Source organism: Arthrobacter sp. 'calajunan', from assembly GCF_046940185.1.
GTDB classification, from domain to species: domain Bacteria; phylum Actinomycetota; class Actinomycetes; order Actinomycetales; family Micrococcaceae; genus Glutamicibacter; species Glutamicibacter soli.
The window spans coordinates 1-24,373 of record NZ_JBKZDY010000007.1 but is presented as its reverse complement, the minus strand read 5'-3'; the positions used below and the strand labels follow the sequence as shown (position 1 = coordinate 24,373).

General features: G+C 64.4%; 31 protein-coding genes and 4 tRNA genes. 14 read left to right on the top strand and 21 right to left on the bottom strand.

The annotated features are described in order from the left end of the window. Window positions 1-35: 35 nt before the first annotated feature. The 3 genes from RF641_RS12045 (at window position 36) to RF641_RS12035 (ending at window position 1,858) form a co-directional block, all read left to right on the top strand. Window positions 36-275 (top strand): hypothetical protein, encoded by a 240-nt coding sequence (locus tag RF641_RS12045; protein ID WP_113607562.1) that lies wholly within the window; start codon window positions 36-38, stop codon window positions 273-275. 78 nt (window positions 276-353) lie between these two features. Next, window positions 354-1,136, top strand: a complete 783-nt coding sequence (locus RF641_RS12040; RefSeq protein WP_368733750.1) for an ABC transporter ATP-binding protein — start codon at window positions 354-356, stop codon at window positions 1,134-1,136. Beyond that, a complete protein-coding gene (locus tag RF641_RS12035; RefSeq protein WP_161449994.1) occupies window positions 1,133-1,858 on the top strand; it encodes an ABC transporter permease in 726 nt (241 codons plus the stop codon). The genes RF641_RS12040 and RF641_RS12035 overlap by 4 nt, the downstream gene beginning before the upstream one ends. 50 nt (window positions 1,859-1,908) lie before the next feature. On the opposite strand, the gene RF641_RS12030 is transcribed toward RF641_RS12035, so the two are convergent. Both RF641_RS12030 and pyrE read right to left on the bottom strand, forming a co-directional pair. Beyond that, window positions 1,909-2,121, bottom strand: a complete 213-nt coding sequence (locus RF641_RS12030) for a hypothetical protein (protein WP_053797192.1) — start codon at window positions 2,119-2,121, stop codon at window positions 1,909-1,911. A gap of 140 nt (window positions 2,122-2,261) precedes the next feature. Beyond that, window positions 2,262-2,819 carry an orotate phosphoribosyltransferase gene (gene pyrE, locus RF641_RS12025; RefSeq protein ID WP_181728131.1) on the bottom strand — a complete coding sequence of 186 codons (558 nt, stop codon included), beginning with the start codon at window positions 2,817-2,819 and terminating at the stop codon, window positions 2,262-2,264. 39 nt (window positions 2,820-2,858) lie between these two features. Between pyrE and RF641_RS12020 the strand changes: the two genes are divergently transcribed. After that, window positions 2,859-3,296 carry a MarR family winged helix-turn-helix transcriptional regulator gene (locus RF641_RS12020; RefSeq protein ID WP_047118172.1) on the top strand — a complete coding sequence of 146 codons (438 nt, stop codon included), beginning with the start codon at window positions 2,859-2,861 and terminating at the stop codon, window positions 3,294-3,296. Between the two features lie 92 nt (window positions 3,297-3,388). Beyond that, window positions 3,389-4,213, top strand: coding sequence for an ammonia-dependent NAD(+) synthetase (gene nadE / locus RF641_RS12015; RefSeq protein ID WP_053797191.1), 825 nt, complete (start codon window positions 3,389-3,391; stop codon window positions 4,211-4,213). A gap of 499 nt (window positions 4,214-4,712) precedes the next feature. On the opposite strand, the gene RF641_RS12010 is transcribed toward nadE, so the two are convergent. The 4 genes from RF641_RS12010 to RF641_RS11995 all read right to left on the bottom strand — a co-directional run bounded on the left by RF641_RS12010 (window position 4,713) and on the right by RF641_RS11995 (window position 6,974). Further along, window positions 4,713-5,012, bottom strand: coding sequence for a winged helix-turn-helix domain-containing protein (locus RF641_RS12010; protein ID WP_424573271.1), 300 nt, complete (start codon window positions 5,010-5,012; stop codon window positions 4,713-4,715). Further along, complete coding sequence (locus RF641_RS12005; RefSeq protein ID WP_047118175.1) at window positions 5,009-5,449, bottom strand: hypothetical protein; 441 nt, start codon at window positions 5,447-5,449, stop codon at window positions 5,009-5,011. The genes RF641_RS12010 and RF641_RS12005 overlap by 4 nt, the downstream gene beginning before the upstream one ends. After that, on the bottom strand, window positions 5,446-5,643 hold the full coding sequence (locus tag RF641_RS12000; RefSeq protein WP_424573270.1) for a hypothetical protein: 198 nt from the start codon (window positions 5,641-5,643) through the stop codon (window positions 5,446-5,448). The genes RF641_RS12005 and RF641_RS12000 overlap by 4 nt, the downstream gene beginning before the upstream one ends. Before the next feature lie 185 nt (window positions 5,644-5,828). Beyond that, window positions 5,829-6,974, bottom strand: a complete 1,146-nt coding sequence (locus RF641_RS11995) for an acyl-CoA dehydrogenase family protein (protein WP_424573269.1) — start codon at window positions 6,972-6,974, stop codon at window positions 5,829-5,831. 71 nt (window positions 6,975-7,045) lie between these two features. Here RF641_RS11995 and RF641_RS11990 point away from each other — a divergent pair, with 71 nt between their 5' ends. After that, window positions 7,046-7,549, top strand: a complete 504-nt coding sequence (locus tag RF641_RS11990; RefSeq protein ID WP_047118177.1) for a MarR family winged helix-turn-helix transcriptional regulator — start codon at window positions 7,046-7,048, stop codon at window positions 7,547-7,549. Here the strand turns inward: RF641_RS11990 and mmsB are convergent. Both mmsB and RF641_RS11980 read right to left on the bottom strand, forming a co-directional pair. Then, window positions 7,544-8,440 (bottom strand): 3-hydroxyisobutyrate dehydrogenase, encoded by an 897-nt coding sequence (mmsB, locus tag RF641_RS11985; protein WP_047118178.1) that lies wholly within the window; start codon window positions 8,438-8,440, stop codon window positions 7,544-7,546. The genes RF641_RS11990 and mmsB overlap by 6 nt on opposite strands. Then, window positions 8,437-9,489: a 3-hydroxyisobutyryl-CoA hydrolase gene (locus tag RF641_RS11980; protein WP_424573268.1), complete on the bottom strand. Its 1,053-nt coding sequence runs from the start codon at window positions 9,487-9,489 to the stop codon at window positions 8,437-8,439. Before RF641_RS11980 ends, mmsB begins: the two co-directional genes overlap by 4 nt. Window positions 9,490-9,593: 104 nt before the next feature. Here RF641_RS11980 and RF641_RS11975 point away from each other — a divergent pair, with 104 nt between their 5' ends. Next, the gene (locus tag RF641_RS11975) at window positions 9,594-10,394 is read left to right on the top strand and encodes an exodeoxyribonuclease III (RefSeq protein WP_424573267.1); all 801 of its coding nucleotides are present in this window, start codon (window positions 9,594-9,596) and stop codon (window positions 10,392-10,394) included. Between the two features lie 15 nt (window positions 10,395-10,409). After that, window positions 10,410-11,252, top strand: coding sequence for a hypothetical protein (locus tag RF641_RS11970; RefSeq protein WP_424573266.1), 843 nt, complete (start codon window positions 10,410-10,412; stop codon window positions 11,250-11,252). Between the two features lie 78 nt (window positions 11,253-11,330). Here the strand turns inward: RF641_RS11970 and RF641_RS11965 are convergent. From RF641_RS11965 to RF641_RS11950, 4 genes are all read right to left on the bottom strand, one after another. Further along, window positions 11,331-11,404 (bottom strand) — tRNA-Asp (locus RF641_RS11965). 60 nt (window positions 11,405-11,464) lie between these two features. Further along, window positions 11,465-11,537: transfer RNA gene (locus RF641_RS11960), tRNA-Phe, on the bottom strand. Between the two features lie 49 nt (window positions 11,538-11,586). Beyond that, window positions 11,587-11,660 (bottom strand) — tRNA-Asp (locus RF641_RS11955). A gap of 55 nt (window positions 11,661-11,715) precedes the next feature. Next, window positions 11,716-11,788 (bottom strand) — tRNA-Glu (locus RF641_RS11950). A 135-nt stretch (window positions 11,789-11,923) separates the two neighbouring features. Between RF641_RS11950 and RF641_RS11945 the strand changes: the two genes are divergently transcribed. After that, entirely contained in the window at window positions 11,924-12,295 is a 372-nt protein-coding gene (locus tag RF641_RS11945) for a metallopeptidase family protein (protein ID WP_161450005.1), read from the top strand. A gap of 544 nt (window positions 12,296-12,839) precedes the next feature. Beyond that, window positions 12,840-14,519 (top strand): NlpC/P60 family protein, encoded by a 1,680-nt coding sequence (locus RF641_RS11940; RefSeq protein ID WP_424573265.1) that lies wholly within the window; start codon window positions 12,840-12,842, stop codon window positions 14,517-14,519. 129 nt (window positions 14,520-14,648) lie between these two features. Here RF641_RS11940 and RF641_RS11935 read toward each other — a convergent pair whose 3' ends face one another. Next, complete coding sequence (locus RF641_RS11935) at window positions 14,649-15,626, bottom strand: universal stress protein (RefSeq protein ID WP_113607556.1); 978 nt, start codon at window positions 15,624-15,626, stop codon at window positions 14,649-14,651. Between the two features lie 169 nt (window positions 15,627-15,795). Here RF641_RS11935 and RF641_RS11930 point away from each other — a divergent pair, with 169 nt between their 5' ends. Beyond that, a complete protein-coding gene (locus RF641_RS11930; RefSeq protein WP_424573264.1) occupies window positions 15,796-17,247 on the top strand; it encodes an NCS2 family permease in 1,452 nt (483 codons plus the stop codon). 101 nt (window positions 17,248-17,348) lie between these two features. Further along, window positions 17,349-17,888, top strand: a complete 540-nt coding sequence (locus RF641_RS11925; RefSeq protein WP_424573263.1) for a DUF2087 domain-containing protein — start codon at window positions 17,349-17,351, stop codon at window positions 17,886-17,888. On the opposite strand, the gene RF641_RS11920 is transcribed toward RF641_RS11925, so the two are convergent. Next, window positions 17,885-18,712, bottom strand: a complete 828-nt coding sequence (locus tag RF641_RS11920; RefSeq protein ID WP_047118185.1) for a spermidine synthase — start codon at window positions 18,710-18,712, stop codon at window positions 17,885-17,887. The genes RF641_RS11925 and RF641_RS11920 overlap by 4 nt on opposite strands. Then, complete coding sequence (locus RF641_RS11915) at window positions 18,705-19,220, bottom strand: GNAT family N-acetyltransferase (RefSeq protein WP_053797182.1); 516 nt, start codon at window positions 19,218-19,220, stop codon at window positions 18,705-18,707. The genes RF641_RS11920 and RF641_RS11915 overlap by 8 nt, the downstream gene beginning before the upstream one ends. A 138-nt stretch (window positions 19,221-19,358) precedes the next feature. Here RF641_RS11915 and RF641_RS11910 point away from each other — a divergent pair, with 138 nt between their 5' ends. Next, window positions 19,359-19,751 carry a hypothetical protein gene (locus RF641_RS11910; RefSeq protein WP_047118187.1) on the top strand — a complete coding sequence of 131 codons (393 nt, stop codon included), beginning with the start codon at window positions 19,359-19,361 and terminating at the stop codon, window positions 19,749-19,751. 9 nt (window positions 19,752-19,760) lie between these two features. Here the strand turns inward: RF641_RS11910 and RF641_RS11905 are convergent, their stop codons facing one another. Together RF641_RS11905 and RF641_RS11900 are read right to left on the bottom strand one after the other, a co-directional pair. After that, complete coding sequence (locus RF641_RS11905) at window positions 19,761-20,450, bottom strand: O-methyltransferase (protein ID WP_424573262.1); 690 nt, start codon at window positions 20,448-20,450, stop codon at window positions 19,761-19,763. 289 nt (window positions 20,451-20,739) lie between these two features. Then, window positions 20,740-21,048: a thiamine-binding protein gene (locus RF641_RS11900; RefSeq protein ID WP_047118188.1), complete on the bottom strand. Its 309-nt coding sequence runs from the start codon at window positions 21,046-21,048 to the stop codon at window positions 20,740-20,742. Between the two features lie 190 nt (window positions 21,049-21,238). Between RF641_RS11900 and RF641_RS11895 the strand changes: the two genes are divergently transcribed. Further along, on the top strand, window positions 21,239-21,445 hold the full coding sequence (locus tag RF641_RS11895) for a hypothetical protein (RefSeq protein ID WP_047118189.1): 207 nt from the start codon (window positions 21,239-21,241) through the stop codon (window positions 21,443-21,445). Between the two features lie 36 nt (window positions 21,446-21,481). Here RF641_RS11895 and RF641_RS11890 read toward each other — a convergent pair whose 3' ends face one another. Genes RF641_RS11890 through RF641_RS11875 form a run of 4 tightly spaced genes read right to left on the bottom strand, consistent with a single transcriptional unit; the run spans window position 21,482 to window position 24,066 of the window. After that, the gene (locus RF641_RS11890; RefSeq protein WP_047118190.1) at window positions 21,482-21,799 is read right to left on the bottom strand and encodes an AzlD domain-containing protein; all 318 of its coding nucleotides are present in this window, start codon (window positions 21,797-21,799) and stop codon (window positions 21,482-21,484) included. Further along, a complete protein-coding gene (locus RF641_RS11885) occupies window positions 21,796-22,527 on the bottom strand; it encodes an AzlC family ABC transporter permease (protein WP_286163629.1) in 732 nt (243 codons plus the stop codon). Before RF641_RS11885 ends, RF641_RS11890 begins: the two co-directional genes overlap by 4 nt. Next, a complete protein-coding gene (locus RF641_RS11880) occupies window positions 22,508-23,191 on the bottom strand; it encodes a hypothetical protein (RefSeq protein WP_113607554.1) in 684 nt (227 codons plus the stop codon). The genes RF641_RS11885 and RF641_RS11880 overlap by 20 nt, the downstream gene beginning before the upstream one ends. 5 nt (window positions 23,192-23,196) lie before the next feature. Continuing rightward, complete coding sequence (locus RF641_RS11875) at window positions 23,197-24,066, bottom strand: glycerophosphodiester phosphodiesterase (RefSeq protein WP_047118193.1); 870 nt, start codon at window positions 24,064-24,066, stop codon at window positions 23,197-23,199. Window positions 24,067-24,373: the final 307 nt, after the last annotated feature.

Here is a 24,373-nt window from a genome sequence, read left to right as displayed (position 1 = left end):
AGGCAGGGACGGAACACTGGCGGATACTAGGTGCCATGGAGAACTATCGTTCCCGGCGGCGGGTCTGGAAGTTCGTGCTCATCGCCGTGGGACTCTATCTGGGCCTGACGCTGCTGATCGCCGTGAACTACGCGATGCGCTCATGCCTCGGCGCCGGGGCGGAACTGCACTGCTCCATGAGCAACACCGTGGTGTGGGGCGAGCACAAGCTGTTCGGCTTCATCGTGCTGGTCTACCTGGTGCTGGTCGTCGGACTGTGGGCCAAGCGCCGTTGATCCGTTCCCGAGGCCGCCGGGGCGGCAATTCGCCGCCAAGCATTGACCCTGCCACGGCAGGGGTCTCTAATTCATTGTGTGACCAACAAGACTGCATGCATCCAGGTCCAGCGGTTGAGCGTCAAGAGAGGCAAATCGCTGGTTCTCCAGGACATCGACTGCGAGCTGGCCCCGGGCCGCATCGTCGGGTTGCTGGGGCCCAGCGGCAGCGGCAAGAGCACGCTGCTGCGCAGCATCGTGGGCAACCAGATCACCGCCGGCGGCACGGTCACCGTCCTGGGGCAGCCGGCCGGGCACAAGTCCCTGCGGCATAGGGTCGGCTACATGACGCAGGCTGCCAGCGTCTACGACGACCTGACGGTGCAGCAAAACGTCGCCTATTTCGCCAAGGTCCTCGGCCTGCCAGATGCCGAAGCCACCCGAGTCATCGAAGCCACCGACCTGCAGGACCAGGCCAAGCGGCTGGCGCTGGACTTATCCGGCGGGCAGCGCAACCGCGTATCCCTTGCCATCGCGCTGCTCGGGTCTCCTGACATCGTCATCCTCGACGAGCCGACGGTCGGGCTGGATCCGGTACTTCGCGCGGAGCTCTGGGCCCTGTTCGCCAAGCTGGCGAAGACCGGAATCTGCCTGTTGGTTTCCAGCCACGTCATGGACGAGGCCATGCGCTGCGATGAAATGCTGCTGTTGCGCAACGGAAAGCTGCTGGCCCAGCTCTCCCCCGGCGAACTGCTCAGGCGCACCGGCGCCAGCGACCCGGAAGACGCATTCCTCAGGCTCATCGCCTCCGGCGGACTGGGGTCCGCGCCACCGCGCGACCCGTCCACCGCACGGCACCGGGCGGAAGGAGAGGGATCGTGAAACGAACCGCGGCCACCGCGGCCCGGGTCCTGACCCAGATCCGGCACGACCCGCGCACCATCGCGTTGATGCTGGTAGTCCCCAGCCTATTGATCGGCTTGATGGCCTGGATTTTCACCGATACCGAGGTGTTCCAGCGCATCGGCCCGGCGATGATCGCGCTGTTCCCATTTGTCGTGATGTTTCTGGTGACCAGCATCGCGACGCTGCGCGAACGGCGCAGCGGCACCTTGGAGCGGCTGCTCAGCATGCCGCTGGCCAAGGGCGAGTTCATCTTCGGCTATGCGCTGGCGTTCACCTTGGTTGCGGTGCTGCAGACCGTCATCGCGGTCTCGTTCGCCCTTCTGGTACTGGGGCTGCAGATCTCCGGAAGCCTGGTGCTGCTTTTCAGCGTGGCGGCGCTGGATGCCCTGCTCGGAACCAGTCTGGGATTGATGGCCAGCGCCTTCGCCCGCACCGAATTCCAGGTCGTCCAGTTCATGCCGCTGCTGATCTTTCCACAGTTCCTGCTGTCCGGGCTGATCCTGCCACGCGAGCAGCTGCCGGGGACGCTGGAGGTCATCGGCGATTGGCTGCCGCTGTCGCATGCCATCGACGCGCTGGGCGATGTCGCTGCGGGCACCGAGGACAGCGGCACCTGGGCCAGCCTTCTGGTCATCGGCGCGTGGATTCTCGGCGCCCTGCTGGTCGGATCGTTGACCCTGCGTCGGCGGACGCCGTAGCGCTTCGCTTTGCTTGAACCAGCCGGGCAGCCCCACGGCCGGTTGCTCCATTAGACCCGGCCGTACTTCTTGTGCGCCGCCTGCTTCGAAATCTCCAGGGCAGATGCGATGGCTTGCCAGGAATACCCGTTGGCGCGCGCCCGGCGCACCTCGGCGGTTTGCGCCCGGGCCAGTTCCCGCTGCCCCTCGGTCAGACGCCGAAGCTCCGCCAAGGGACCTCCGTGGTCCTCGGAGTCGATGGCTGTTCGAATCCCCTCATCCATGGGGTCAACTTTAGTTGACGGCATGTTGCAAGTCAATCAAAGTTGACGGAATTCAGGGTCGGGAAAATCCGCAAGGGCTGGGCGAACCTTGAGGTTCGCCCAGCCCTTGCGGTCGAAGAGAGTGACGGGAAAGCTACAGACTACAGACCCAGCTCGTCCTTGCCGTAGGCGAAGAGGTAAGGCACGCCGGCCTCTTCCTCGATGCGCTCCTTGGCACCGGTGTCGCGATCCACGATAACGGCCACGGCGATGACGTTGCCGCCAGCCTTGCGGACACCCTCGACCGCGGTCAGCGCGGAGCCGCCGGTGGTGGAGGTGTCCTCCAGCACGATGACGTTGCGGCCCTCAACGCTCGGGCCTTCAACCTGACGGCCCATGCCGTAGGACTTCTGCGCCTTACGCACCACGAAAGCGTCGATGGCGCGGTTCTTTTCGCGCGCAGTGTGCATGATGGCGGTGCCCACCGGGTCAGCGCCCATGGTCAGCCCGCCCACGTTGGTGAACTCCAGACCGGCTTCATCCAGAAGATCAAGCATGACCTGGCCGACCAGACCTGAAGCTTCCTGCTGCAGGGTGACCCGGCGAAGGTCGATATAGTAATCGGCTTCCTTGCCAGAGGAGAGGATGACCTTGCCACGCACAATGGCAAATTCCTGGATCAGTTCTTTTAGCCGCCCGCGGGCGCTGGTTTCGCTCATACCCTCGATTCTAGTCGGCATCCTCGCTAGGCTGATCCCATGAACGCTACACGCCCCTTGGGTTACTGGTTGAAATTGGTGGATTCGCTGATTGACGAGCAGTTTGCTGCGACGCTGGAAGAGCATGGCGTGACACGCCGGCAATGGCAGGTGCTGAATCTCCTGGAACAGCAACCCGCCACCGAGCCGGAACTGACCGCCGGACTTTCGCCATTCTTCGCGTCGCCCGACGAACCGACGTCGGTCTCCGAGCACCTCATGGAATTGGTGGAGTCTGGATGGATTTCGCACGACGAGGGCGAGTTCTCCATCACCGACCGCGGCCACGTCTCGTTGATGAAGCTCAGCGAACTGATCGAGAAGATCCGGACGCAGTCGGGACAGGATCTCGACGGCTCGGAATACGCTGCAGTGGTCGCCACGCTGGAGAAGATGGCGCGCAACCTCGGATGGGACCCGGACGCCGAAGAAAGCTAGGAGCTGCGGCGAATGTTGAGAACTCGTTAAGTTTCGCCGCCCTTCCGCAGTTACGACCGCATCCTGCCTCCGATATACCTAGGATTAGTTACATGCGTGAACTTCAAGCAGCAATCATTGAAGAGCTGGGCGTCAAGGCTTCCATCAACCCGGCCGAGGAAGTGCGATCCCGAGTCGACTTCTTGAAAGACTACCTCGCCGCGACCGGCGCGAAGGGTTTCGTGCTGGGCATTTCCGGCGGCATCGATTCCACGCTCGCCGGACGCCTGGCTCAGCTTGCCGTCCAGGAAGTGCGCGAAGCCGGCGGCACCGCCGAATTCATCGCCGTCCGCCTGCCCCACGGGGTCCAGCATGATGCGGCGGATGCCGCGGCGGCCATGCAGTTCGTCGCCGCCGACCAGGAGTTCGAGGTCAATATCTCCAAGCCCGTGGCGGGACTGGATGAAGCCCTGGCCGATGCCGGGCATCCTGCGATCAGCGATTTCAACCGAGGCAACGCCAAGGCCCGCATGCGGATGATCGTCCAGTACGCGGTGGCCGGGGACCGCGGCATGCTGGTCATCGGCACCGACCATGCGGCGGAGTCCGTGACCGGGTTCTTCACGAAGTTCGGCGACGGAGGCGCAGACCTGCTGCCGCTGGCCGGGCTGAACAAGCGGCAGAACCAGGCCCTGTTGCGCGAGTTGGACGCCCCAGAGCTGCTCTGGGCCAAGGCTCCCACCGCGGACCTGCTGGACGGCCAGCCGCAGCGTACCGACGAGGACGAACTGGGACTGACCTACGCGCAGATCGACGACTACCTCGAGGGCCGCGAAATCGACGAGGCCGCCGCGCTGTCGATCGAACGGCGCTTCGTTCTCTCGCGACATAAGCGGACCGTTCCCGCCACCAACCTCGACAAATGGTGGAGAGCCTAGAGGAAGTCCTCCCAGGCGAGGGTTTCATGGATTTCACCGACTTCGGGCGCTAGGCTGCGGCCACGGTGCCGCTACGGCACCGCCCCACGGCAAACGAGGACGCATCCATGGAAGCTGGATCCGAACACCGCACGGCGGGTGCCGCCGGTTGGCGGCCGGTGCTGGGAATTCTCCTCGGCATCTACATCGGCTACGCCGGATGGAGCTGCTCACCTCGGGCAGGGCTTGGGCAAGCCCTCTGAGTTTCGCGCTGTGGGCGGTGAGCGTCTCGAACCTGAGCTTGATCCAGTCCTCAGCGGTAGCTGGGGCCGCACGCGTCCCGCGCCGGCTGGCCTGGACTGCGGCGATGGCCGCAGGGGCCGCCCTCCCGACCGGCCTTCCAGCCGATCCCTTCTGGGCCGTGCTGGCCGTGCCGTTGCTCATCGCTGCGGCAGGGAGGATGTGGAGCCAAGCAGGAAAATCCGCCCGGTCACCACGGCCCGCCGCGAAATGACGGCGGCTAGGCCAGGCCGGTGACTTCCTTCAGGGCCTGGACGTGCTCCGTGAAGGCACTGCGCCCTTCGGGGCTCAGCTTGGCCCAGGTCCGAGGACGTTTTCCCACGAATCCCTTGCGGATTTTGACGTGGCCTTTTTCCTCCAGGGCGCTCAGATGGCGGGACAGCACAGAATCCGAAATTCCCAGCGCTTCCTTGAGCGACGTGAAATTCGCCTCCTCCACCATGTTCAGCGCGCCCATGATGGACAGGCGGACGGGATTGGAGAAGTCGTCATTGAGTCGGTTCCGGGCATGCGTGGTCATTTCCGCACCATGCCGATTCCCACAATCAGTAGCGGGGCCGATACAACGATCCAAATCAGTCCTAGGATGGCCCAGGAACTCAGCTGCTGCGGAAGGAGCGCCAACGAGGCCGCATAGAAGACGATGGTCAGGGTGAACCCCCAGGTGTAGCGTTTTGACGCGCCGATCGGAAGCGAACGGTAGAGCTTACGGTAGGCCAGCGACGCGGCGAGGATCGCCACCACGTAGAGTCCAATGATCACGATGAAGCCGGCCATGTGCTTCTGCGGTGGATACAGCTGCAGCAGGAAAGCGAGGGCGCCGATGACCAGCGAAACGATGATGCTGTACCAGCCTAGAAGCCTTGAGCCGTAGCCAACGGCACGGTCCATGTCGGCTTGGGCCTGCGCCAGCGCTGCCAGCTGCTGTTCCGGGTTGAGGTTGTTTTCGGCGCTCATGACGCGCGCTCTTCCGCGCGGGCCGCGGCCTGCTGCCGAGCGTGCAATGAGCTCATGGTCATCGTCACGGCGAAAAAGATTCCCATTCCCACGAAAATCAGCGCGTTGCGGCCGCTGAAGTAGGCGAAGAGCGCGAGAGCTGCGAAGAGCACGCCCGCAAGGCTGATGATGATCGAGTACGTGGCATTGGACATCTTGTTCATGATCCTGCTCCCGCGGTTCCGTTCCTCCGATGTACCAAAAGACTAACAAGTACTTTCTGTATTGGAAAGTACTTTCTCAGTTTTTGTTTTAGCGGCTGCCAACCCCGGATCTTCCAGGGCCGGCAGCCGCGGCGCGCGTGCAAAACGGGAGGAGACGGCGAGCGGCGCCCATGTAATCAGACGAAGGCGCCCGTTCCAGTCAACGCACGCCCCACAATGAGCGAATTGATCTCATAGGTGCCTTCGTAGGTATGGAGGATTTCAACATCGCAGAAGATCTTGGCCATTTCGTATTCCGAGGACACCCCATTGCCGCCAAGAAGTGCACGGCCCTTGGCCACCGCATCCCGCGCCAGCCGGGTTGCCGTCGACTTGGCCAGCGCTGCATCGGCCATGGTCAGCTTTCCCGCCTCCTGCTTGCGCGCGATGTCGCCCATCATGGACAGCCCGGCCCGGGCATTGCCGGCGATTTCGGCAAGGGCCTGCTGGATGAGCTGGAAGGATGCCAGCGGCTTGCCGAACTGCCCACGGCTGACCGCGTAGGCCGTGCAGACGTCCAGGGTCGCCAGCATCGCGCCGGCAGCCTGCCAGCCGACCCACGCCCGGGATTGCATGAGCAGGTGGTTCGCTGCGGCGAAGCCTGTGGCTCCGGGAAGCTTGTTTTCCAGCGGAATACGCACCTCGTGCAGTTCGATGTCGGCATTCTGCATGATGCGCAGGCCGATCTTGTTTCCGATCTTGGAGGCGCTGAATCCCCGCCTGCCGGATTCCACCAGATAGGCGCCGATGTCCCCGGATTCCGGTTCCCTGGCCCAGACCAGCGCGAAGTCCGCGATGGTTCCCATGCCGATCCAGCGCTTGCGCCCGGTAAGGACGTACTCGTCGCCTTCCCGGCGCACGCTGGTGGCCATTCCCCCTGCAATGTCCGATCCATGCTCCGGCTCGGTCATGGCAAACGCTCCGAATGCCCCAAGCCTGCCCAAACGCGGCAGCCACTCTCGGCGTTGCGCTTCGGAGCCTAATTCGTTGATCATTCCGAGCACAAGTTCATTGTGGATTCCCACCACCGAGGAGAGGGAGATGTCAGCGCGGGCCAGCTCGGCATGAATCAGCCCACGCGCCAGATGCGAGCAGTCCTCCAGCTGCACCGCGCCCAGGCCCGCGGCGCCGAGCTCCGCCACCAGCCCGGGAGCGAAGTCCTCGCGGTTCCAGTACTCGATGGATTGCCTGCGGATCCTGTCTTGGGCGAGTTCACGCACCTGGGCCAGGCGCGCGCGCTCGGACTGGGTGAGTTGCGCCGAAATGTCGGTCATGAGGTCCATCCGGGATCTCCTTCCAAACCTTAGGATGTCCAAGTATATTGTTGGACTAGGTCTTATTTTGGGGGTAGAAAATGTCGTCACCATTGCCGCGCGACCCGATTGCCCAGGCCCGCGACCAGTGGGTCTCCCATGGCTGGGATGCCGAGGCGGACTCCATGGCCGCGATTACCGCAGTCATGCGCACCGCCTCGATCTTTCTTCAGCGCGCGGATTCAATACTCAGGCCGCACGGCCTGACCTTCGCCCGCTTCGAGGTGCTCGCGCTGCTCGGCTTCTCCAAGCGAGGTTCGCTGCCCATGACCCACGCCAGCCGCCTGCTGCAGGTGCATGCGACAAGCCTGACCAATTCCGTGGACCGGCTGGAAGCCACCGGCCTAGTCCGCCGGATTCAGCATCCCACCGACGGCCGCACCCGGCTGCTTGAACTGACCGCCGAGGGGGCGAATGTCCTGGCCGCGGCCCGCGACGATCTCAACGAGCAGCTGTTCGCCGACAGCGGCCTGCCGGTCGCGGATGCGCGGGAGCTGTTCCAGATCCTCTCGCGCTTCCGCAGGGCCTCGGGCGACTTCCTATAACGTTCCTTCGCGCACCGCGTTGATGATTCCCGAGAAGTCCGTGCCGGCATTTCCCTCGTCGCTGAACTTGCGGTAGAGCGCCGCGGCCAGGGCGCCCATTCGCGCATCGGTATCGGTATGCTCCAGCGCGCTGGACGCCAGCCCAAGGTCCTTGGCCATCAGCGCCGCGGCGAAGCCGGGCTGGTAGTCGCGGTTCGCCGGCGACGCGGGCACCGGCCCGGGGACCGGACAATTGGTGGTCACCGACCAGCATTGGCCCGAGGCAGTGGAAATGACGTCGTAGAGCGCTTGGTGTTCCAGACCCAGGCGCTCGCCCAGGACGAAGGCCTCGGCCGCGCCGATCATTGAAACGCCCAGCAGCATGTTGTTGCAGATTTTCGCGGCCTGCCCCGAACCGTGGCCGCCACAGTGCACGATCCGCTTGCCCATATGCTCCAGCACGGCAGTGATCTCCGCCAGGTCCGCGGCCTCGGCTCCGAGCATGAAGGTCAAGGTCCCTGCTTCGGCTCCGACCACTCCGCCGGAGACCGGCGCGTCCGCGCTGCGATGCCCGGCGGCGACGGCCAGCTCAGCCGCTTCGCGGGCCTGAGCGACATCGATGGTAGAGCATTCGAGGAACAGCGTATTCGGCGCCGCGGCGTCGAGCAGGTAGCTCCGGTAGGCGTCCAGCACATGCTGGCCCGAGGGGAACATGGTCAGCACGATGTCGACGTCCTTCGCCGCGTCGGCTCCGCTGTCGACCGTTTCGATGCCGGCATCCGCCGCGGCCTGCACCGCCGCAGGGACGACATCGAAGCCCTTAAGCTTGTAGCCGGCCCGGTGAAGATTGATGGCCATGGGCAGTCCCATGTGCCCTAGTCCCAGGAATCCAATAACTGGCAGATTGCTCATCGTCCACTCTTTTCGCATAGTCCCTGGTCAATCAGGGTGAAATTCAATTCGGAGCCGGCCAGCGGTCTGAAATGCCTGGCCGTGCGCTGCTCGGGGCTGAGGTTTTCCAGCGGTTCGTTCCACTGCGGCTTTCGGTCCTTGTCGATCACCGCGGCACGGATGCCCTCAGCGAAATCCGGGTCGTCGAGCCGATGCACGGCCGCCCGGAACTCGCGGGCCAAGTCCGCGCGCAAGTCGGCCCCGGCGTCCCGCAGCAGCTCGTCCACAAGCCGCACCGAGCTCGGGCACGCGGCTTCCAGCGCCGCCAGGGCCGCTGCAGCCCGTGGGTTCTCGAACTCGGACAGTTCCGCCGCGACCGCCGGAATGCTCGGCTCGGAGAAGGACTGGACCCACTCTTCGTGCAGGTACCCGGCCTCGGGGATTCCCGCGAAGCGCGACACCGCGCGGTCCACCGGCTCGGTCCGCAGCGCCTCAAGCAGGGCCGCCAGATCCTTTTGCAGTACGTAGGTATCGGCGAGTCCCAGCGCCATGGTGTCCGCGGCGCCGAACTTCATGCCGGTCAGCGCCGCCAGGCGTCCTGCCGCCCGCGGGGCGCGGGATAGCAGGTGGGTGCCCCCGACATCCGGGAAGAATCCGATGCCCACCTCCGGCATGCCGCACCGGCTCGTTTCGGTCACGATGCGATGGCTCCCGTGAGCCGAGATGCCGATGCCTCCGCCCAGCACAATTCCGTCCATGAACGCGATATACGGCTTGGGGTACTCGTCGATCAAGACATTGAGCTGGTATTCGACCCGCCAGAATTCTTCCGAGGAACCATTGCGCTCCAGGATGTCCTGGTAGATGGCGACGATATCCCCGCCGGCGCAGAAGGCCCGGTCGCCGGCCCCGACAACAGCCACGTGTTCAATCTCCGGATCATCGCGCCACTGCAGCAGCGCGTCCAGGATGGCGCGGCACATGTCCGTATTCAGTGCGTTCAGGGATTTCGGACGGTTCAGGGTAATGAGCCCCAGATGTCCGCGGCGCTGGGTCAGGATCTCAGGCAAGGGCCTCTCCTTTGAGTGATTGGGGTCACCTTCAGAGACGAATATACTCGGACTTCCAAGTAAATTGAAGTGGCTCGCTCGGTCAAACTTGATAGGTTGAAGAAGTGAAGATTGCGACTTGGAATGTAAATTCGCTGCGTGCCCGAGCCGACCGTGTTGAGGACTGGCTGCGCCGCACCGACGTGGATGTCCTGGCCATCCAGGAAACGAAATGCAAGGACGACAATTTCCCGTGGGAATTGTTCGAGAACAACGACTACGAAGTCGCGCATTGCGGCGTGAACCAGTGGAACGGCGTGGCCATTGCCTCGCGCGTCGGTCTGGATGACGTGCAGCGCGGTTTCGCCGGGCAGCCGGAATTCGGCAAGGGCGGCAAGAACCCGATCCTAGAGCCGCGTGCCATCGGCGCGACGTGCGGCGGTGTGCGCATCTGGAGCCTCTACGTCCCCAACGGCCGCGCCCTGGATGACGAGCACATGGGTTACAAGCTCAGCTGGCTCGACGCGCTCAAGCAGGACACCGTCGGTTGGCTGGAAGCCGATCCGCAGGCGCAGATTGCGCTCATGGGCGACTGGAACATCGCCCCGAAGGACGAAGATGTCTGGGACATCAACTTCTTCCTGGAAAACGAGCTGACCCACGTTTCTGCTCCCGAACGCGCGGCCTTCGCGGCCTTCGAGGACGCCGGATTCACCGATGTCGTCCGCCCGCACACCGAAGGCCAGTTCACCTACTGGGACTACACCCAGCTGCGCTTCCCCAAGGGCGAAGGCATGCGCATCGATTTCTCGTTGACCTCGCCGGCCCTCACCGCGCGGGTCACCGGCGCGAGCATTGATCGCGAAGAGCGCAAAGGCAAGGGCGCGAGCGACCATGCGCCGGTAATTGTGGAGCTGAACGGATAGATTAGGGGAATGAAGATGACTGGGCCCCTGTACGACCTGACGGCAGCGACCGCGCACCTGCGTGTCTACGAACCGCTGTCCGCGTTCGAGGACTGGGCCCAGTCCATTATCATCAACACCCCCGGGCGCAGCGCGGACCAGCTCGACGTACTGGAGAACCAGCAGCTGTGGGAGCGAACCCTGCGCGGCGTCTCCGACCCGTTCCCCCACACCGAGCAGGAAACCTTCCGCACCGTCAAGATCCTCGACTACCAGGGCGCCGAGCATACCCGGTACTGCCCCTCGCAGATCCAGGCCCGGAGCCTGCTGGCCGCGGAGCAGGCGGAGGAAGCCATGCGCGCCGAAGTTTTCGATCTGCTGATCCCGCCGGCCGCCCGCCGCGCGAACGGGCAGCGCGTGGACACGGACAAGCTTGCCGCTGACCTGACGCACCTGCACACCCGGACCTCCACCTGGGGCATCCCGCTGAGCTGGTTCGCGCTGTTCCGCGATGACGACGAGTGCGAGGTCCTCTACGTCGGGGAGCGGCTGCGGACAGTTCGGTTGCTGGTTCCGCTTGAGCAGGCCATCGAGCGCCTGGCCTGGGCGGTGCAGACCATGGCTACCCACGCGCCGCAGGCACCGCTGTTCGAAGAACTGGGGTCACTGGGCGGCTGGCTTGAATCCTTCGACCCGCAGTCGGTGATCGAGCTGGATTACGGGCTGCTTGCGGACATCGTTTGGCCCGATGAATCCGTGAACGACCTGATGCACGGAATCCAGGCCCTGGAGGACGGCGACATGACCATGGCCGCGGCGGCCTACCGGCGCCTGAGCAATCGATGGATCGGCCCGCGCCAGCTGGGCCGGGCCAACTAACCGGACCCAAGCGAAACCGGGCCCGTTCCGGGAAAGGGAAAAGCTCCAGTTCGCTTGAACTGGAGCTTTCATGTACTGCGACCCTGACGGGACTTGAACCCGCGACCTCCGCCGTGACAGGGCGGCGCGCTAACCAACTGCGCTACAGGGCCTGGTGTTTTGGGATAATCCCAATTCACACAGTAAAACCCTCGGTTACCCGAGGGCCTGCGTGGCTCCGACCGGCGTCGATCCGGTGACCTTTCGATTTTCAGTCGAACGCTCTACCAACTGAGCTACAGAGCCTGGCGTCACAATATTTGGACACCTAATTTACTATTGCTAGTAAATTGAGCGACCCTGACGGGACTTGAACCCGCGACCTCCGCCGTGACAGGGCGGCGCGCTAACCAACTGCGCTACAGGGCCTTGCTTTCGCAAGCCAATGGATTTCTCCATCTGACAACCACAAAGTGGTTGCTTGTACCCCCAACGGGATTCGAACCCGTGCCGCTGCCGTGAAAGGGCAGTGTCCTAGGCCGCTAGACGATGGGGGCCTATATCAGCTGCGGTTTCTTTCGTCTCCGCTGCGGACTCCAATAACTATACGTGGGCTTTTTTGTTTTCGCAAAATCGGCATTCGCGACCTCTCGAACCACCCCAAAAGCGGGTCGTCGACCTAGGCTGGAGGCATGGATCTACAGATGCCCGACGACGAGTTCGACGCCCTGGTTCAGGAGGCTATTGACGCCATTCCGCAGCAGGCCCTGGACATGATGGATAACGTCGCTTTCTTTATTGAAGACGAGTACGAGCCACTCCCCGGAGAGCCTGAAAACACCGAGATTCTGGGGATTTACGATGGAGTGGCGCTGACCGAACGAGATCAGGGATGGGAGGCTGGAGCCCTTCCCGACCGCATCACCATCTTCAAAAATCCCACGCTCCGGGCCTGCGAAACTCGAGAGGATGTTGTCCGCGAAATCAAGATTACGGTCATGCACGAAGTAGCCCACCACTTCGGCATCGACGACGCCAGACTGCACGAATTAGGGTGGTCATGAGCGCATTATCCGAAAAAGTCTTTCTGAGATGTGCATCACAAATTACGGTGAGATTGCAGCCACCCGCCCCAGCGGCGGTGTCCGACCTCACAGAGAAACCCCTTCTGTGTTTGCAAGTCACCCGGTCCGTGCCCGGCTCATCGCGCGGTCAGCGGAGCGCCGCAACCGGGTCACGCGGCGGATTTCGCCCGCACGTTTAAGAGGTCAAAAAATCGGTGTCGCGGTCAGCAGTGATCGACCGTTACATTTTCGTCACTCGATGGCCCCGTCAACCACGAACTGGCAAAGGGGACCGGTGATCTTCGAGAGTTTCCATCGGCCGCGAACCCAGCCCCCGTTTTCACGTCGCTCCACATCACAGGCATTTTCAGTCTCATAATTCCATCAATGTAATTCGTGTGACTGGTGTGACTACTGTTGCGAACGGTACCGATGTTGGCATAGTGTGCTATTTGGGGCTTATCCAAATCGTGACCTAACCGCGTTGGATGATCACGGATTGAAACTGCCCCAATGTCATCTCTTGGAATCAGTGAGGAACGATATGGCTTACCGCCACACGCTCGGCGTTGCAGCGAGCACTCTTGCATTGGCAGTCACCTGCCTTGCCGGAGCAGCACCCGCTTCAGCAGCAACCACTACGTCATTCCCGACCACCGTGTCGATCGCAGCCGAGCGTTCGGTTTCCGGCCTGCCTAGTGCAGCGGAGATCGAGGCAGCCAAGAAGGACAAGGACTCCACCAATGCGATGATCGCGCGCCTGGAAGCTTCGCTGGCCTCCAGCCGTGCCGAGTTGCTCCAGGCCGAAACGGCGGCCGCCGAGGCCCAGGAGTCGCTGCTGACCGCAGGCGAGGAGCGCGATCTGCGCACCGCCGACGCCGAAAAGGCCGTCAAGCAGCTGGAGTATGCCAAGCAGTACCTCAAACAGAGCCAGACCGATCTGGGCGCCATCGCTTCGGACATCTACCGCAACGGCGCCGGCAACTCCACGCTCGGCATCCTGTTGAACAGCGACGACTCGAACGACCTTTTCTACAAGGCCGCCACCATTGACACCCTGAGCCAGCAGCAGGTCCAGTCGGTCAATTCGGCCACCGAGGCCGAGGCTCTGGTCTCTTCCTGGGAATCCTACGCAGACGCCGCGCAAAGCGCAGCGAAAGAAGCCGCGGCGAACTACGATGCCTCCGCGTCGACCGCCAACAGCACCTTGGCCACCTACCAGGCCGCCATCAAGCCAGAGCAGGACCTGCGCGACGAGCTGATCAGCAACCTGGCAAGCCTGAAGGACCAGGAAGAAGCCGAGGTCCGCAAGCAGGTCGAAAAGCAGGAAGAGGCGGAACGCGAAACCGCCCTGCAGGAAACCCTCAGCGCCGACGACGAACCGGTCGTCAAGCCAAGCCAGACCGGCACGATCCAGCCGCTGGCCGTGGATGCGCCGCAGGAACTGGAAGTCGACGAGTCGACCGCCGAGCCAACCGTGAAGCCAAAGCCTGAAGCGCAGCCGCTGGACGAAGTGGATACCGTCACTCCGACCTTGGCTCCTGAGCCGGAGAGCGCTCCGAAGCCGCAGAAGACCGAAACCCCGCAGGTCGAAGAAACCCAGAAGCCTGCCGAGACTCCAAAGGCCGAGGAAACCCAGAAGCCGAAGGAAACCCCGAAGGCGACCGAAAAGCCGAAGGAAACCCCGAAGGCCACCGAAAAGCCGAAAGAAACCCCGAAGGCAACGCAGAAGCCGAAAGAAACCCCCAAGGCCACCGAAAAGCCGAAGGAAACCCCGAAGCCCAAGCCGAAGCCGCAGAAGACCGAAGCTCCCAAGCAGGAGCAGGAAGTTGCTCCCCAGAGCAGCGGACGCAGCTACGGCGCTGCAATTTCCTGGGCACTGAATACCGCCAGTGACAACAGCAAGTACTACGTCTACGGCGCCAACGGCCCGAACGCCTTCGATTGCTCCAGCTTCTCCCAGCGGGCATTTGGCAAGTCGGGCATCAGCCTGCCGCGCACTTCGACCCAGCAGTTCTTCGCTGCACCGCAGTACGTGTCGCTGAACAACCTGCGCCCCGGCGACCTGGTGTTCTCCTCCTCAAACGGAGGATCCTCGTTCTACCACGTGGCCATCTACATCGGCAACGGCCAAGTGGTCCACGCACGCAACCCGAATGCAGGCATCTCGGTCACCCCGCTCAGCTGGGTGAACAACCTCCACTCGAAGGCTGCCCGCTACTAGGAGCAGGCCACAGCAGAGCACCCGCAGGGAAGTCCCCGCGGGTGCTCTGCTGTTTTCCGGCGCAGACAGCAGCGTGCCCCCGGGGATCGCTCCCCGGGGGCACGTCAGGCTTGCGCGGCGGCCTGGATGCTAGTCGTTGGCGCGGGTGTCGAAGTTCTTCCGGTCCGCCAGGCGCGGGTCGTCGGAATCCGGAACCACCATGACCGGGCCCTTGGAGTGGTGCAGTACGCCCTGGGAGGTCGAGCCCAGCAGCATGCCGGCGAAGCCGCCGCGGCCGCGCGAACCGGTCACGGTCAGCACCGCGTGCTCGGATTCACGGATCAGCACCTCGACCGGAGGGCCGCTGATTACATCGGTCTCGATCTTCAGGGTCGGGTAGTGCGAGGACAGCCAGGCCACGCCGACGCTCATCTGGTAGCGCACGTCCTCGAGCACCGCCTCCTGGTCCACCGTCGCCGGCATCCAGGCCAGCGCGGCGCCCACCGGGGCGACCGCGCAGATCAGGCGAAGGGTCAGGTCGCTGGCTATGGCGGCGTCCGCTGCGGCCAGCACCGCGGCGCGGGCGCGGTCCGAGCCGTCGACGCCGACCACGATCGACTTGCGCGCCGCGGCGGCTGCAGCCGCTGCGTCGCCTTCCTGCTCCTTGGCCACGGCCAGCGGAACAACCACCGTCGGGCACTTGGCGTGCGCCGGCAGGGCCGAGGAAACCGAGCCGAGCAGCCGGCCCACGAATCCGCCGCGGCCACGGGTGCCGACCACCACGAGCTCGGCGTCCTTGCTCAGGTCCAGCAGCACACCCGACGGGTCGCCGGATTCGATGTAGGTGCGGATGGTGGCCTCGCTGTTTTCCAGCTCCTTGCGCGCCTGGCGCACGATGTCCTCGGCGCCGCCGCGGATCAGGTCGTCGTCGAGGGTCGAGTAGCCCGCATCCATGGAGGAGGCGGCGAAAACCGGGATGGTGTAGGCCGAAACGATGTTCAGCACGCTTCCGCGGCGCACCGCTTCGCGTTCGGCCCAGCGCAGTGCGCACTTGCTCTGCTGCGATCCGTCGACGCCGACCACGATGCCTTCGATTTTTTCAGCTGCGACTGGTGCTTCGTCACTCATCAGACCCGCTCCTCAACTACTTCCGGTTTCACGTGGGCGTGATGCCCCTTACACCCAATGTACTTCGTTGGTGCGCCATCATGTGAGTTGGATCTAAAGATTTCACGCAGAGCCTACTCAGATTCGAATTGGGTATTGGAATGAGCCCGAAAGCACCTAGAATTTTCCTATGTCCTCCTCCACAAAATCAGCGCCTGCCAGTAGTATGCGCGAACGCCTTGACCGTTACTTCAAGATTTCGGAGCGGCGCTCCACCTTCTCCACCGAACTGCGCGGCGGCATCGCCACGTTCTTCGCGATGAGCTACATCGTGGTGCTCAACCCGCTGGTGCTCTCCGGCGCCGACTCCTCCGGCGGCGAGCTGGGGATCCAGCGCGTGGCCGCCGTGACCGCCTTGGCCTCCGGCATCCTGACCATCATCATGGGCATCTGGGCCCGCAGCCCGTTCGCCATGGCCACGGGCCTCGGCGTGAACGCGTTCGTGGCCATCACCGTGACCACCAACCCGGAACTGACCTGGGCCGACGTCATGGGTCTGGTGGTGATCGCCGGCATCGTGATGTTCATCCTGGTGCTCACCGGGTTTAGAACCGCGGTGTTCAACGCGGTCCCCGCGGGGCTGAAGACCGCCATCGTCGTGGGCATCGGCATGTTCATCGCCCTGATCGGCCTGGTCAACGCCGGCTTCGTGCAGCGCGTCCCGGATGCCGCGCACACCACCGTGCCGGTGGGCCTGGGCTTCGACGGCCAGCTGATGGGATGGCCGATCCTGGTCTTCATCATCGGCCTGCTGCTGACCATGACCCTGGTCGTCCGCAAGGTCAAGGGCGCGATCCTGATCGGCATCGTCGTCTCCGCGATCGTCGCCAACATCTTCGAGGCAGTGTTCCACGTCAGCGAGTCCGAGACCAACGGCTGGTCGCTGGTGGTTCCCTCGCTGCCCGACTGGCACCTGCCAGACCTGTCGCTGATCGGCGAGGTGAGCCTGTTCGGCGCCTTCGCCAAGATCGGCCCGACGGCCGCCTCGCTGCTGGCCTTCGTGATCCTGCTGTCCATCTTCTTCGACGCCATGGGCACCATGGTGGGCCTGGCCGCAGAGGCGGACCTGGTGGATGAGAACGACCAGATCCCCAACGTGGACAAGGTGCTGCTGGTCGATGCGGCCGGCGCTATCGTCGGCGGCGGCACCTCCAGCTCCTCGGCACAGATCTTCGTCGAATCCGGTGCCGGCATCGGCGAGGGCGCCCGCACCGGCCTGGCCTCGGTCTTCACCGGCCTGCTGATGATCGTGGCGATGTTCCTCAGCCCGCTGATCTACCTGGTGCCATTCGAGGCAGTGGCCCCGGCCCTGGTGGTTGTCGGTTTCATGATGATCACCCAGATCACCAAGATCGACTGGAACGACTGGGGCGTAGCGCTGCCTGCCTTCCTGACCTTCACCCTGATGCCGTTCACCTACTCCATTGCCAACGGCATCGGCGCAGGCTTCATCTCCTACGTCTTCATCCGCGCCACCCAGGGCCGCGCGAAGGAAATCCACCCGCTGATGTGGGTTGTGGCTACCGCCTTCGTGCTGTTCTTCGGCATCGGACTGATCGAGGACTGGGCCGGGGTCAAGTAGGCATACCCCTTCCAGCCACGCGCGGCGGCCCGTCCCGATTCCTTCGGGGCGGGCCGCCGCCGTTCCCGGACGGGCCCGCGCCGCTTCGCTAGCATGGGGGCATGGCAGATCATAACGAAACACCGGGGACTTCCCCGGCGGGAGCCTGGATCCAGGTGGCGGCGGGGCTGAAGAACCCGGCGATGCGCAAGCTGCTGGGCCAGGTGCTCACCGGGCAGGACCCCGAGCAGGAAGCGGCAGGGGCCCGCAGGCCCAAGGACCTGGCCCGCTGGGAGCAGATCGGCTTGCTGCGCCGCGGGGCGGGCGGGACCTGGGAGCTGAACGAGCAGCTGCTGGCCGACACCCTGGCCGCGGCGGGAGCCGCCAAGGCCGACCGCAGCGGCATCAACCGCTTTTTCACCGGCACGAAGCTGCACACGCTGCCTGCCAAGCCGGCGGACCGGCTGCAGGTCATGGCGTACCTGCGCGACGCGGTCATCGACGGGGACGAGCAGCTGCGCGAGGAGCAGCTCAACGAGCGGCTGCGGGTATTCCACCCGGATACCGCGCTGATCCGTCGCTACCTCGTGGACCACGGCCTGCTGCTGCGCGCCGCCGACGGATCCAGCTACCGCCGCGGCGACCGGTTGCCGGAAGCCTAGTCCTCGATGGGTGCCGCGGAGCCGGCGAACCGCGCGACGGCCGAGTTGGACACCAGCTGCGCGGGCAACGGCGCGGTGCGCAGGCTGCGTTCGAAGGCCGGGCCCAGGGCCAGCGGCTCGTCGCCGGCCAGGAACACGATGTTCCCGTAGCGCCGGCCCTTGAGCATGGGCGGATCGGCGATCAGCGCCACGTGCTTGAACACCGACAGCAGCGTGGCTGCCTCGGCCCGCGCCCCGGCCAGGTCCGCGGTGTCGCCGCAATTCAGGATGTACACCCCGCCCGCGTCCAGCACGCGCTGGGCCTGGCGGGCGTAGCCTACGGTGGTCAGCTGGCGCGGGGTGGTGCTGCCGGCGAACACGTCGCGGATGATGATATCGCGGCTGTCCTCGCTCAGCGTGGGAAGCACCTGCCCGGCATCCCCCACGCGCAGGCGCACCAGCGGGGCGCGCGGCACCTGGAAGTTGGTGCGCACCAGCTCGGCCAGCTTGGCATCCAGCTCCACCACGACCTGGCGGGCGTTCTCGTAGCGCGAGGCGACCCAGCGGGCCATCGAGCAGCCCCCGCCGCCCAGGTGCAGCACCCGCAGCTTGCGGGCGCGGCCGTCGTAGTCCTCCGGCGGGTAGCCCGTCAGGAAGATCGGCTCCATCCAGCGCATGTACTCGAAGTCCAGGTAGCCCGGGTCGTCCAGGTCCACATGCGAGGAGGGCACCCCGTTGACCTTGAGGATGTAGCGGTTGGCCCCGTAGGGGTCGGATTCGATCTCCGCCAGCCCGGTGTCGATCGGGTAGCTTCCCACGAGCGTCGGCGCGGCGTCCCTAGCCATTGCGGCGCACCATCCTCAGCTCGGTCAGCCCGTTCCACGACCCGGTGAGCTCCTCGCTGACGCCGTCGAGCTCGAAGCCGTGCTTGCGGTAGAAGGCGATGGCTCGTTCGTTGCCCTGCAGCACCCAGACCAGCGCCGGACGCTGGCCCAGCACCACCTGGAGCAGATGGGCACCCAGGCCGGAGCCGTAGAAGTCGGCCAGGATGTAGAGCATGCCCAGCTCGATCTCGACGCCGGCGTCCTGGTCCTCGTCGATGACCGGCGTCCCGCCGGCCAGTCCGATGATCCGCCCTTCGGCGTTCTCGGCGATGTAGAACTGGGCGCCGCCGGCCAGGCCGCGTTCCCACCAGGCTACTTGGGCCTCGAGCTGTTCCTCGTGGAAGGCGAAGAATTCCTCACCGCGGAACCCGCTGTAGGCTTGCCGCCAGGCAGCCAGCTTCATTTCCAGCGCCGGGCGCACATCCGCGGCGGTTGCCGCGCGGATTCGATAATCTTTCAGTTCAGGCACGCTACCAACCCTACGACAGGGCGGCGGCCCAGCCCCGGAACGCACCACCCCTCCTACTTAAGTACGATTGCGGTCGCAGCTGGTTTTTGAAATGATGGCCGGATAACTACAGCTCATTGATGGAAAAGGGGTCAGTCCGTGCATCGGAACCAGTCGTTCGCCGCGCTGACCGGTGGAGTGATTGCCAGCCTTACCGTGGTGGTCAGCCTGTCCCCGAGTTTCTGGGTCATCCTGCTGGGAAGCCTGGTCCTGGTCATCGGATTCAGCACCCTGGCCAAGCTGGAGCGTTTCTGGGGTCCTGCCTCGTCGGGGTCCTATTTTTATGTCGCGCCCATGGTCGTTGGCCCGGCGGCCGGCGGCTTGCTGCGCGATACCCAGTATGCGGGCTGGGCCGGCGCGGCTGTCGGCCTGCTCTGCGGCTTGGCCGCCTACCTGCTGATCATGAAGTCCCCGCCATTCGCCGAACCGGGAGCCGATGAAGAGGCGGACGAGAATTACTTTCTGAACGTCCGCGAATCTTCGCGCAGCTAGTCGGCGAAGCTAAAGCACCCGGGCCAGCGCAAAACCGTCCCATCCCTTGGACCCGACGGTCTGCAGCGCCGTGGCCGAAACCCGCGGCTCGTCACGCAGCCAGCGCAGCGACTCCTGCACCCCTCGCAGATCCGCTTCCTGCAGCCCGTGCTGCGCCGGATCGTCGAGGATCTTCCCGGCCCTGATGACGTTGTCGAGCACCAGCACGGTTCCGGAGCGGGACAGTCTCACAGCGCGCTCCAGGTACACCACATTGTTCCGTTTGTCGGCGTCGATGAAAATCAGGTCGAACGGCGCGCTGCGCGAGCCGATCAGCCGCTCCAGGGTCCCCTGCGCGGCGCCGAGCTTGATCTCCACCCGGTCCGACAGCCCCGCACGCTTCAGGTTCTCGCGCGCGATGGATGCATGCAGCGGCTCGAATTCGCAGGAGACCACCTTGCCCCGGGCTCCGACGCCCCGGGCCAGCCAGCTGGTCGAGTAGCCGCCGAGCGTACCAATTTCCAGGACGCGGGTTGCGCCGGAGATTTCCACCAGGAGCTGCAGGAATTTGCCCTGCGCGGTGCTCACTTCGATGCGCGGCAACCCGGCATTGCGGGCATGCTCTCGCCCGGCTTCCAGCTCCGGAACTTCCAGTCCGAGAGCTACATTCAAGTAGTCATCGACTGCAGGGCTCTCACGGTCTGCCAGATGGTGGATCATCGTCTCTGGTTCTCCTCACGTTCCCGGCTGCCTGATGCAGCACACCGCCCCTGCGAACCGGCCACCCGTTGGGGCGAACCGCGCAGGAGCCGGCCCTCCGGCGCGCCCGGGAACGCCTCGCAGATCAGCTGGTGATCGGCGGGCGGCTTTCCGGACCGGCCGGTACAGGTCTGTCGAGTTCAGGGTACTCCTGATGCTCCAGGAAGTGCAGGGGTCACGCCAATGACCTTGCCCATGCACAGCCGCGGCAGGGTGGAGCGATGGCGGGGCAATTGCCCCGGCACTCCGGCTACGCCCCGGATGCGTCGATGGCGCGTTCCAGGCGCTCCAGTTTGCCGTCGATCTCACCGGTGTATCCGGGGCGGATGTCCGCCTTCAGAACCAGGGACACCCTGGATCCGAACTGGCCAGCGGCGAACGTGGCCCGCTTGACGACGTCCATGACTTCGTCCCATTCACCCTCGATTTCGGTGAACATGGAGCTGGTGCGGTTGGGCAGACCCGATTCCCGGACGATCTTCACGGCTTCGGCGACCGCGTCGTGCACGGAGCCGTTGGGGTTGTCGGTACTGGGGGCAACTGAGAAAGCTACGATCATGAGTCCACTGTCCCACCGGACACGGGGAAACTCCTAACGTGTTGCGCCGCTGCCGGGAGATCCGGGTGCCCTGTCCGCAAGCCGCCCGCGCTGTTATGGTGAAAGAAGGATGCGGTGACTGCGTCACTTCCTTCGGCAAAGCCACTACTCCTTGCAGTTTGCGGTGGAAACTACCGGGAAGGGGCAGGAAATGACACACGAAGAACAGGTCATGCGGAGGCAGCGGATCACCATACTCCTGCTGGTTTTCTTGGCCATCGCGGCCTTCGCCTTGGCCATCACCCCGGCGCTGGCCGGCCTATCCGGCGCGTTCGCGGCTTTCGGCGGGCTCTGCCTGCTGGTGTCTCTGGGCATCGCCATCAACAGCTACTGGCGCACCACCCGGACTCCGGATTGATCCGCCTGCACGGCACCCCTCGGCCGGGCCGGGGTGTCAGGCGGCCAATCCGGTAGCCCGCAGCAGAACCGCCGCCAGTGCGCCGGCAATCACCACCACCAGATACGGGGCCTTGAAAACCAGCGCGACGACGGCGGCGGCCAGCGCGCCGATGCGCGCATCGATCACCAGCTCCTGGCCGGAGGTGAACGCATTCACGGTGACCAACGAGGCCAGCAGTGCAATGGTCAAGGTGGCTGCGACATGGGACATCGTCGGCGAGTCCAGGACCTTGCGCGGTACGAAGTAACCGCAGATCTTGATCGCATAGGCGGTCAGGCAGGCTGCAAGGATCCACCAGCTCAGTTCGCTCATGCCCGGTCCTCCTGGACGTTCTGCAGCTCTCCGTGCTCGGTTGCCGGCTTGCTCCGGCGTCCGGTCGTCAGGGCATAGACCGCGGCGCAGGTGGCGGTGATGAGGATCGGCAGTCCCGGGCTCGTCAGCGGAACCGCGATCGCGGTGACCACCGCGGCGGCTAGCGCGATGAGCACCGGCTCCATGGCTTTCAAACGCGGCCACAGCAGTCCGATGAACGCCGCCACCGCTGCCCCGTCCAGCCCCCAGGCCGCGGGATCGCCCATGCGCTCTCCGAGCAGCGCCCCGGCAATGGTGAAGAAGTTCCACAGGACATACACCCCGACCCCGGCGCTGAAGAACCCGCGGCGTTTTTCGTCCACCTCGGCCTGCCCCAAGCTGACGGCGGTGGATTCGTCGATGGTCACCTGCGCCATCCATGGCACATGCCTGCCCCGGGGACGCAGCGCTTGCTTGATCTGCATCCCGTAGACGGCGTTGCGGATGCCCAGCAGGGATGCGGCGGAGAACGCTGCCGACGCGGCGCCGCCGCCCGAGATCACCCCGATGAAGGCGAATTGCGAACCGCCGGTGAACATCAGCGCGCTCAGGGTAACGGTCTGCCAGAGGTTCAGCCCCGCGGCGATGGACAACGCACCGAAAGAGATTCCGTAGAGGCCCGTCGCAATGGCGATGGACAGGCCCATCTTCGTCGCGGGGGTGAGCCGGCTACTCCGCGTGCCGGGCATCGTACCGGACCTTGTAAACGCCGCGCTTGACCTTGGCTTCCTTGATCACCACGTCCGCCAGTTCGCTCACGTGGCTGACATGGGTGCCACCGCATGGTTCGGCGTTGATTCCCTCGATGCGCACGGTGCGCAGCCCGTCGGCGTCCATGGTGCATATGACGGCCCCGCCGCCGGACAGCAATTCATCCACGCGTTCCTGCAGCCAGTCCCTGGCGGCTGCACGCTGCGTGTCATCCGCCAAGGGCAGGTCCACGCTGGCCGGGTCGAAATCCAAACGGGACTGTCCGGGAAAATGCGAATGGCCCTTGTGCTGCCAGCCGCGGTCTTCTCCCGCGAAACCCACGACATGCCCTGCGGTGTGCAGTGCCGCGTTCAGCAGGCGCTGCTGCTTGTCGATTGAGCTGAACACCTGCGTGCCCGGTTCCAGCTCCGGTGCGCCGTGGAGGATCACCAGGCCGTCCTGGTTGCGGCTCACGCTGACCGGGTGCCCGTTTACCGTCCCGCTGTCCTCCGGTTGACCGCCGCCTCGCGGATGGAAGATGTTCGGACTGAGCGCGATCCACGCTCCGTCTTCGTCGACACCGGTGGCAAGCACCTGCGCTTGGGCTTCAAAAGCATAGGTGTCCTGCAGATACAGATTTTCTTGCGTTGTAGCCGTGCTCATGTTTCCTAGTTCTGTTCCAATTCCCTGCGCAGTTCAGCAGGCCGGTTGCTCGTCAGTTGGCTTACGCCGAGGTTGACCAGGTATTGCGCGTCGGCTGGCCGGTCAACGGTCCAGATCCTGGCTGTCAGGCCACGCCCAAGCCACTCGCGCACGATTTTCTCATTGGCCCGGGTCCACGCAACCCCGGGACCGATGATTCCGGCGCCGCCCTGGTCGATGAACTCGATCCCTTCAGCTACCGACCGATACAGCACCTCATACACCGCTGCGCGCCCCATCTGGCCGGTGGAGACCAGCTCGTCCACCCACGATGCGTCCACCTCGGTGATCAGCTGGCAGAGCAGCTCCTTGTTCACCGTGCGGGAGAGGTACCGGAGCGATTCCGGTTCGAAGCTCATGAGGGTGACGGCAATCTGGTTCTTGCTGCCGGCCGTACCGGTAGAACGATCGAAATGGTTGTCGGCCAGGACCTTGAGCACCCCGTCTTCGAGCAAGTGCCCGAACGGGCTGGGATGCTTGATCTCGATGGCCAGGCCAATGGGCTGTCCCCGTTCCTCGAGGATCTCGAAGAGTTCGGCCAGGCTCAGGAGCTGTTCATTCTCCTGCCCGTAGCCCGCGGGAATCAGGTTCGGGATGACTCCGGTGAAGTCCATGGCCTTCATCTGGGACAGCGTGAACCCGGAAACCAGACCCGTCGAATCCGAGGTACGGTCCACGGTCGGATCATGGTGGCATACGACAATCCCATCCTGGGTCAGATGGACGTCACACTCTATGCCATCAGCTCCCTCGTCGATGGCCTGAAGGTAAGCTGCCCGAGTGTTCTCAGAGAACTTGTGGGAGCTGCCCCGGTGCGCGTAGAAAAGCGTATCCATGGTCTCTACGCTACGCGGTATGGCCCTGCTCTCACCAAACGTTCTCAGGTATGTTGCTTCTTTCCCCGTTAAACAAAAAAGGGGGGAGCTTCTACTCCCCCACCCCGCCGGCCACCAGGCCGGCCAAGCCAACCGCACCAGCCACCCAGCCAGGCCGTCCCGGCCAGACCACCCAGCCAGGTGGATCCACCGGTTAAACCAGCAGAAGGCCCCAACACTGTTGGAGCCTCCCACTTCTCAAGTTAAGTCCGGCGGTGACCTACTCTCCCACACCCTCACGAGTGCAGTACCATCGGCGCAATGGGCC

What these genes read in the sequence shown, in the direction of transcription:
- RF641_RS12045 (WP_113607562.1), top strand. Translation starts at nt 36, where the DNA reads ATGGAGAACTATCGTTCCCGGCGGCGGGTCTGGAAGTTCGTGCTCATC.
- RF641_RS12030 (WP_053797192.1), bottom strand. Translation starts at nt 2,121, where the DNA reads ATGGATGAGGGGATTCGAACAGCCATCGACTCCGAGGACCACGGAGGT.
- pyrE (WP_181728131.1), bottom strand. Translation starts at nt 2,819, where the DNA reads ATGAGCGAAACCAGCGCCCGCGGGCGGCTAAAAGAACTGATCCAGGAA.
- RF641_RS12020 (WP_047118172.1), top strand. Translation starts at nt 2,859, where the DNA reads ATGAACGCTACACGCCCCTTGGGTTACTGGTTGAAATTGGTGGATTCG.
- nadE (WP_053797191.1), top strand. Translation starts at nt 3,389, where the DNA reads ATGCGTGAACTTCAAGCAGCAATCATTGAAGAGCTGGGCGTCAAGGCT.
- RF641_RS12010 (WP_424573271.1), bottom strand. Translation starts at nt 5,012, where the DNA reads ATGACCACGCATGCCCGGAACCGACTCAATGACGACTTCTCCAATCCC.
- RF641_RS12005 (WP_047118175.1), bottom strand. Translation starts at nt 5,449, where the DNA reads ATGAGCGCCGAAAACAACCTCAACCCGGAACAGCAGCTGGCAGCGCTG.
- RF641_RS12000 (WP_424573270.1), bottom strand. Translation starts at nt 5,643, where the DNA reads ATGTCCAATGCCACGTACTCGATCATCATCAGCCTTGCGGGCGTGCTC.
- RF641_RS11995 (WP_424573269.1), bottom strand. Translation starts at nt 6,974, where the DNA reads ATGGACCTCATGACCGACATTTCGGCGCAACTCACCCAGTCCGAGCGC.
- RF641_RS11990 (WP_047118177.1), top strand. Translation starts at nt 7,046, where the DNA reads ATGTCGTCACCATTGCCGCGCGACCCGATTGCCCAGGCCCGCGACCAG.
- mmsB (WP_047118178.1), bottom strand. Translation starts at nt 8,440, where the DNA reads ATGAGCAATCTGCCAGTTATTGGATTCCTGGGACTAGGGCACATGGGA.
- RF641_RS11970 (WP_424573266.1), top strand. Translation starts at nt 10,410, where the DNA reads ATGACTGGGCCCCTGTACGACCTGACGGCAGCGACCGCGCACCTGCGT.
- RF641_RS11945 (WP_161450005.1), top strand. Translation starts at nt 11,924, where the DNA reads ATGGATCTACAGATGCCCGACGACGAGTTCGACGCCCTGGTTCAGGAG.
- RF641_RS11940 (WP_424573265.1), top strand. Translation starts at nt 12,840, where the DNA reads ATGGCTTACCGCCACACGCTCGGCGTTGCAGCGAGCACTCTTGCATTG.
- RF641_RS11935 (WP_113607556.1), bottom strand. Translation starts at nt 15,626, where the DNA reads ATGAGTGACGAAGCACCAGTCGCAGCTGAAAAAATCGAAGGCATCGTG.
- RF641_RS11930 (WP_424573264.1), top strand. Translation starts at nt 15,796, where the DNA reads ATGTCCTCCTCCACAAAATCAGCGCCTGCCAGTAGTATGCGCGAACGC.
- RF641_RS11925 (WP_424573263.1), top strand. Translation starts at nt 17,349, where the DNA reads ATGGCAGATCATAACGAAACACCGGGGACTTCCCCGGCGGGAGCCTGG.
- RF641_RS11920 (WP_047118185.1), bottom strand. Translation starts at nt 18,712, where the DNA reads ATGGCTAGGGACGCCGCGCCGACGCTCGTGGGAAGCTACCCGATCGAC.
- RF641_RS11905 (WP_424573262.1), bottom strand. Translation starts at nt 20,450, where the DNA reads ATGATCCACCATCTGGCAGACCGTGAGAGCCCTGCAGTCGATGACTAC.
- RF641_RS11900 (WP_047118188.1), bottom strand. Translation starts at nt 21,048, where the DNA reads ATGATCGTAGCTTTCTCAGTTGCCCCCAGTACCGACAACCCCAACGGC.
- RF641_RS11895 (WP_047118189.1), top strand. Translation starts at nt 21,239, where the DNA reads ATGACACACGAAGAACAGGTCATGCGGAGGCAGCGGATCACCATACTC.
- RF641_RS11890 (WP_047118190.1), bottom strand. Translation starts at nt 21,799, where the DNA reads ATGAGCGAACTGAGCTGGTGGATCCTTGCAGCCTGCCTGACCGCCTAT.
- RF641_RS11885 (WP_286163629.1), bottom strand. Translation starts at nt 22,527, where the DNA reads ATGCCCGGCACGCGGAGTAGCCGGCTCACCCCCGCGACGAAGATGGGC.
- RF641_RS11880 (WP_113607554.1), bottom strand. Translation starts at nt 23,191, where the DNA reads ATGAGCACGGCTACAACGCAAGAAAATCTGTATCTGCAGGACACCTAT.
- RF641_RS11875 (WP_047118193.1), bottom strand. Translation starts at nt 24,066, where the DNA reads ATGGATACGCTTTTCTACGCGCACCGGGGCAGCTCCCACAAGTTCTCT.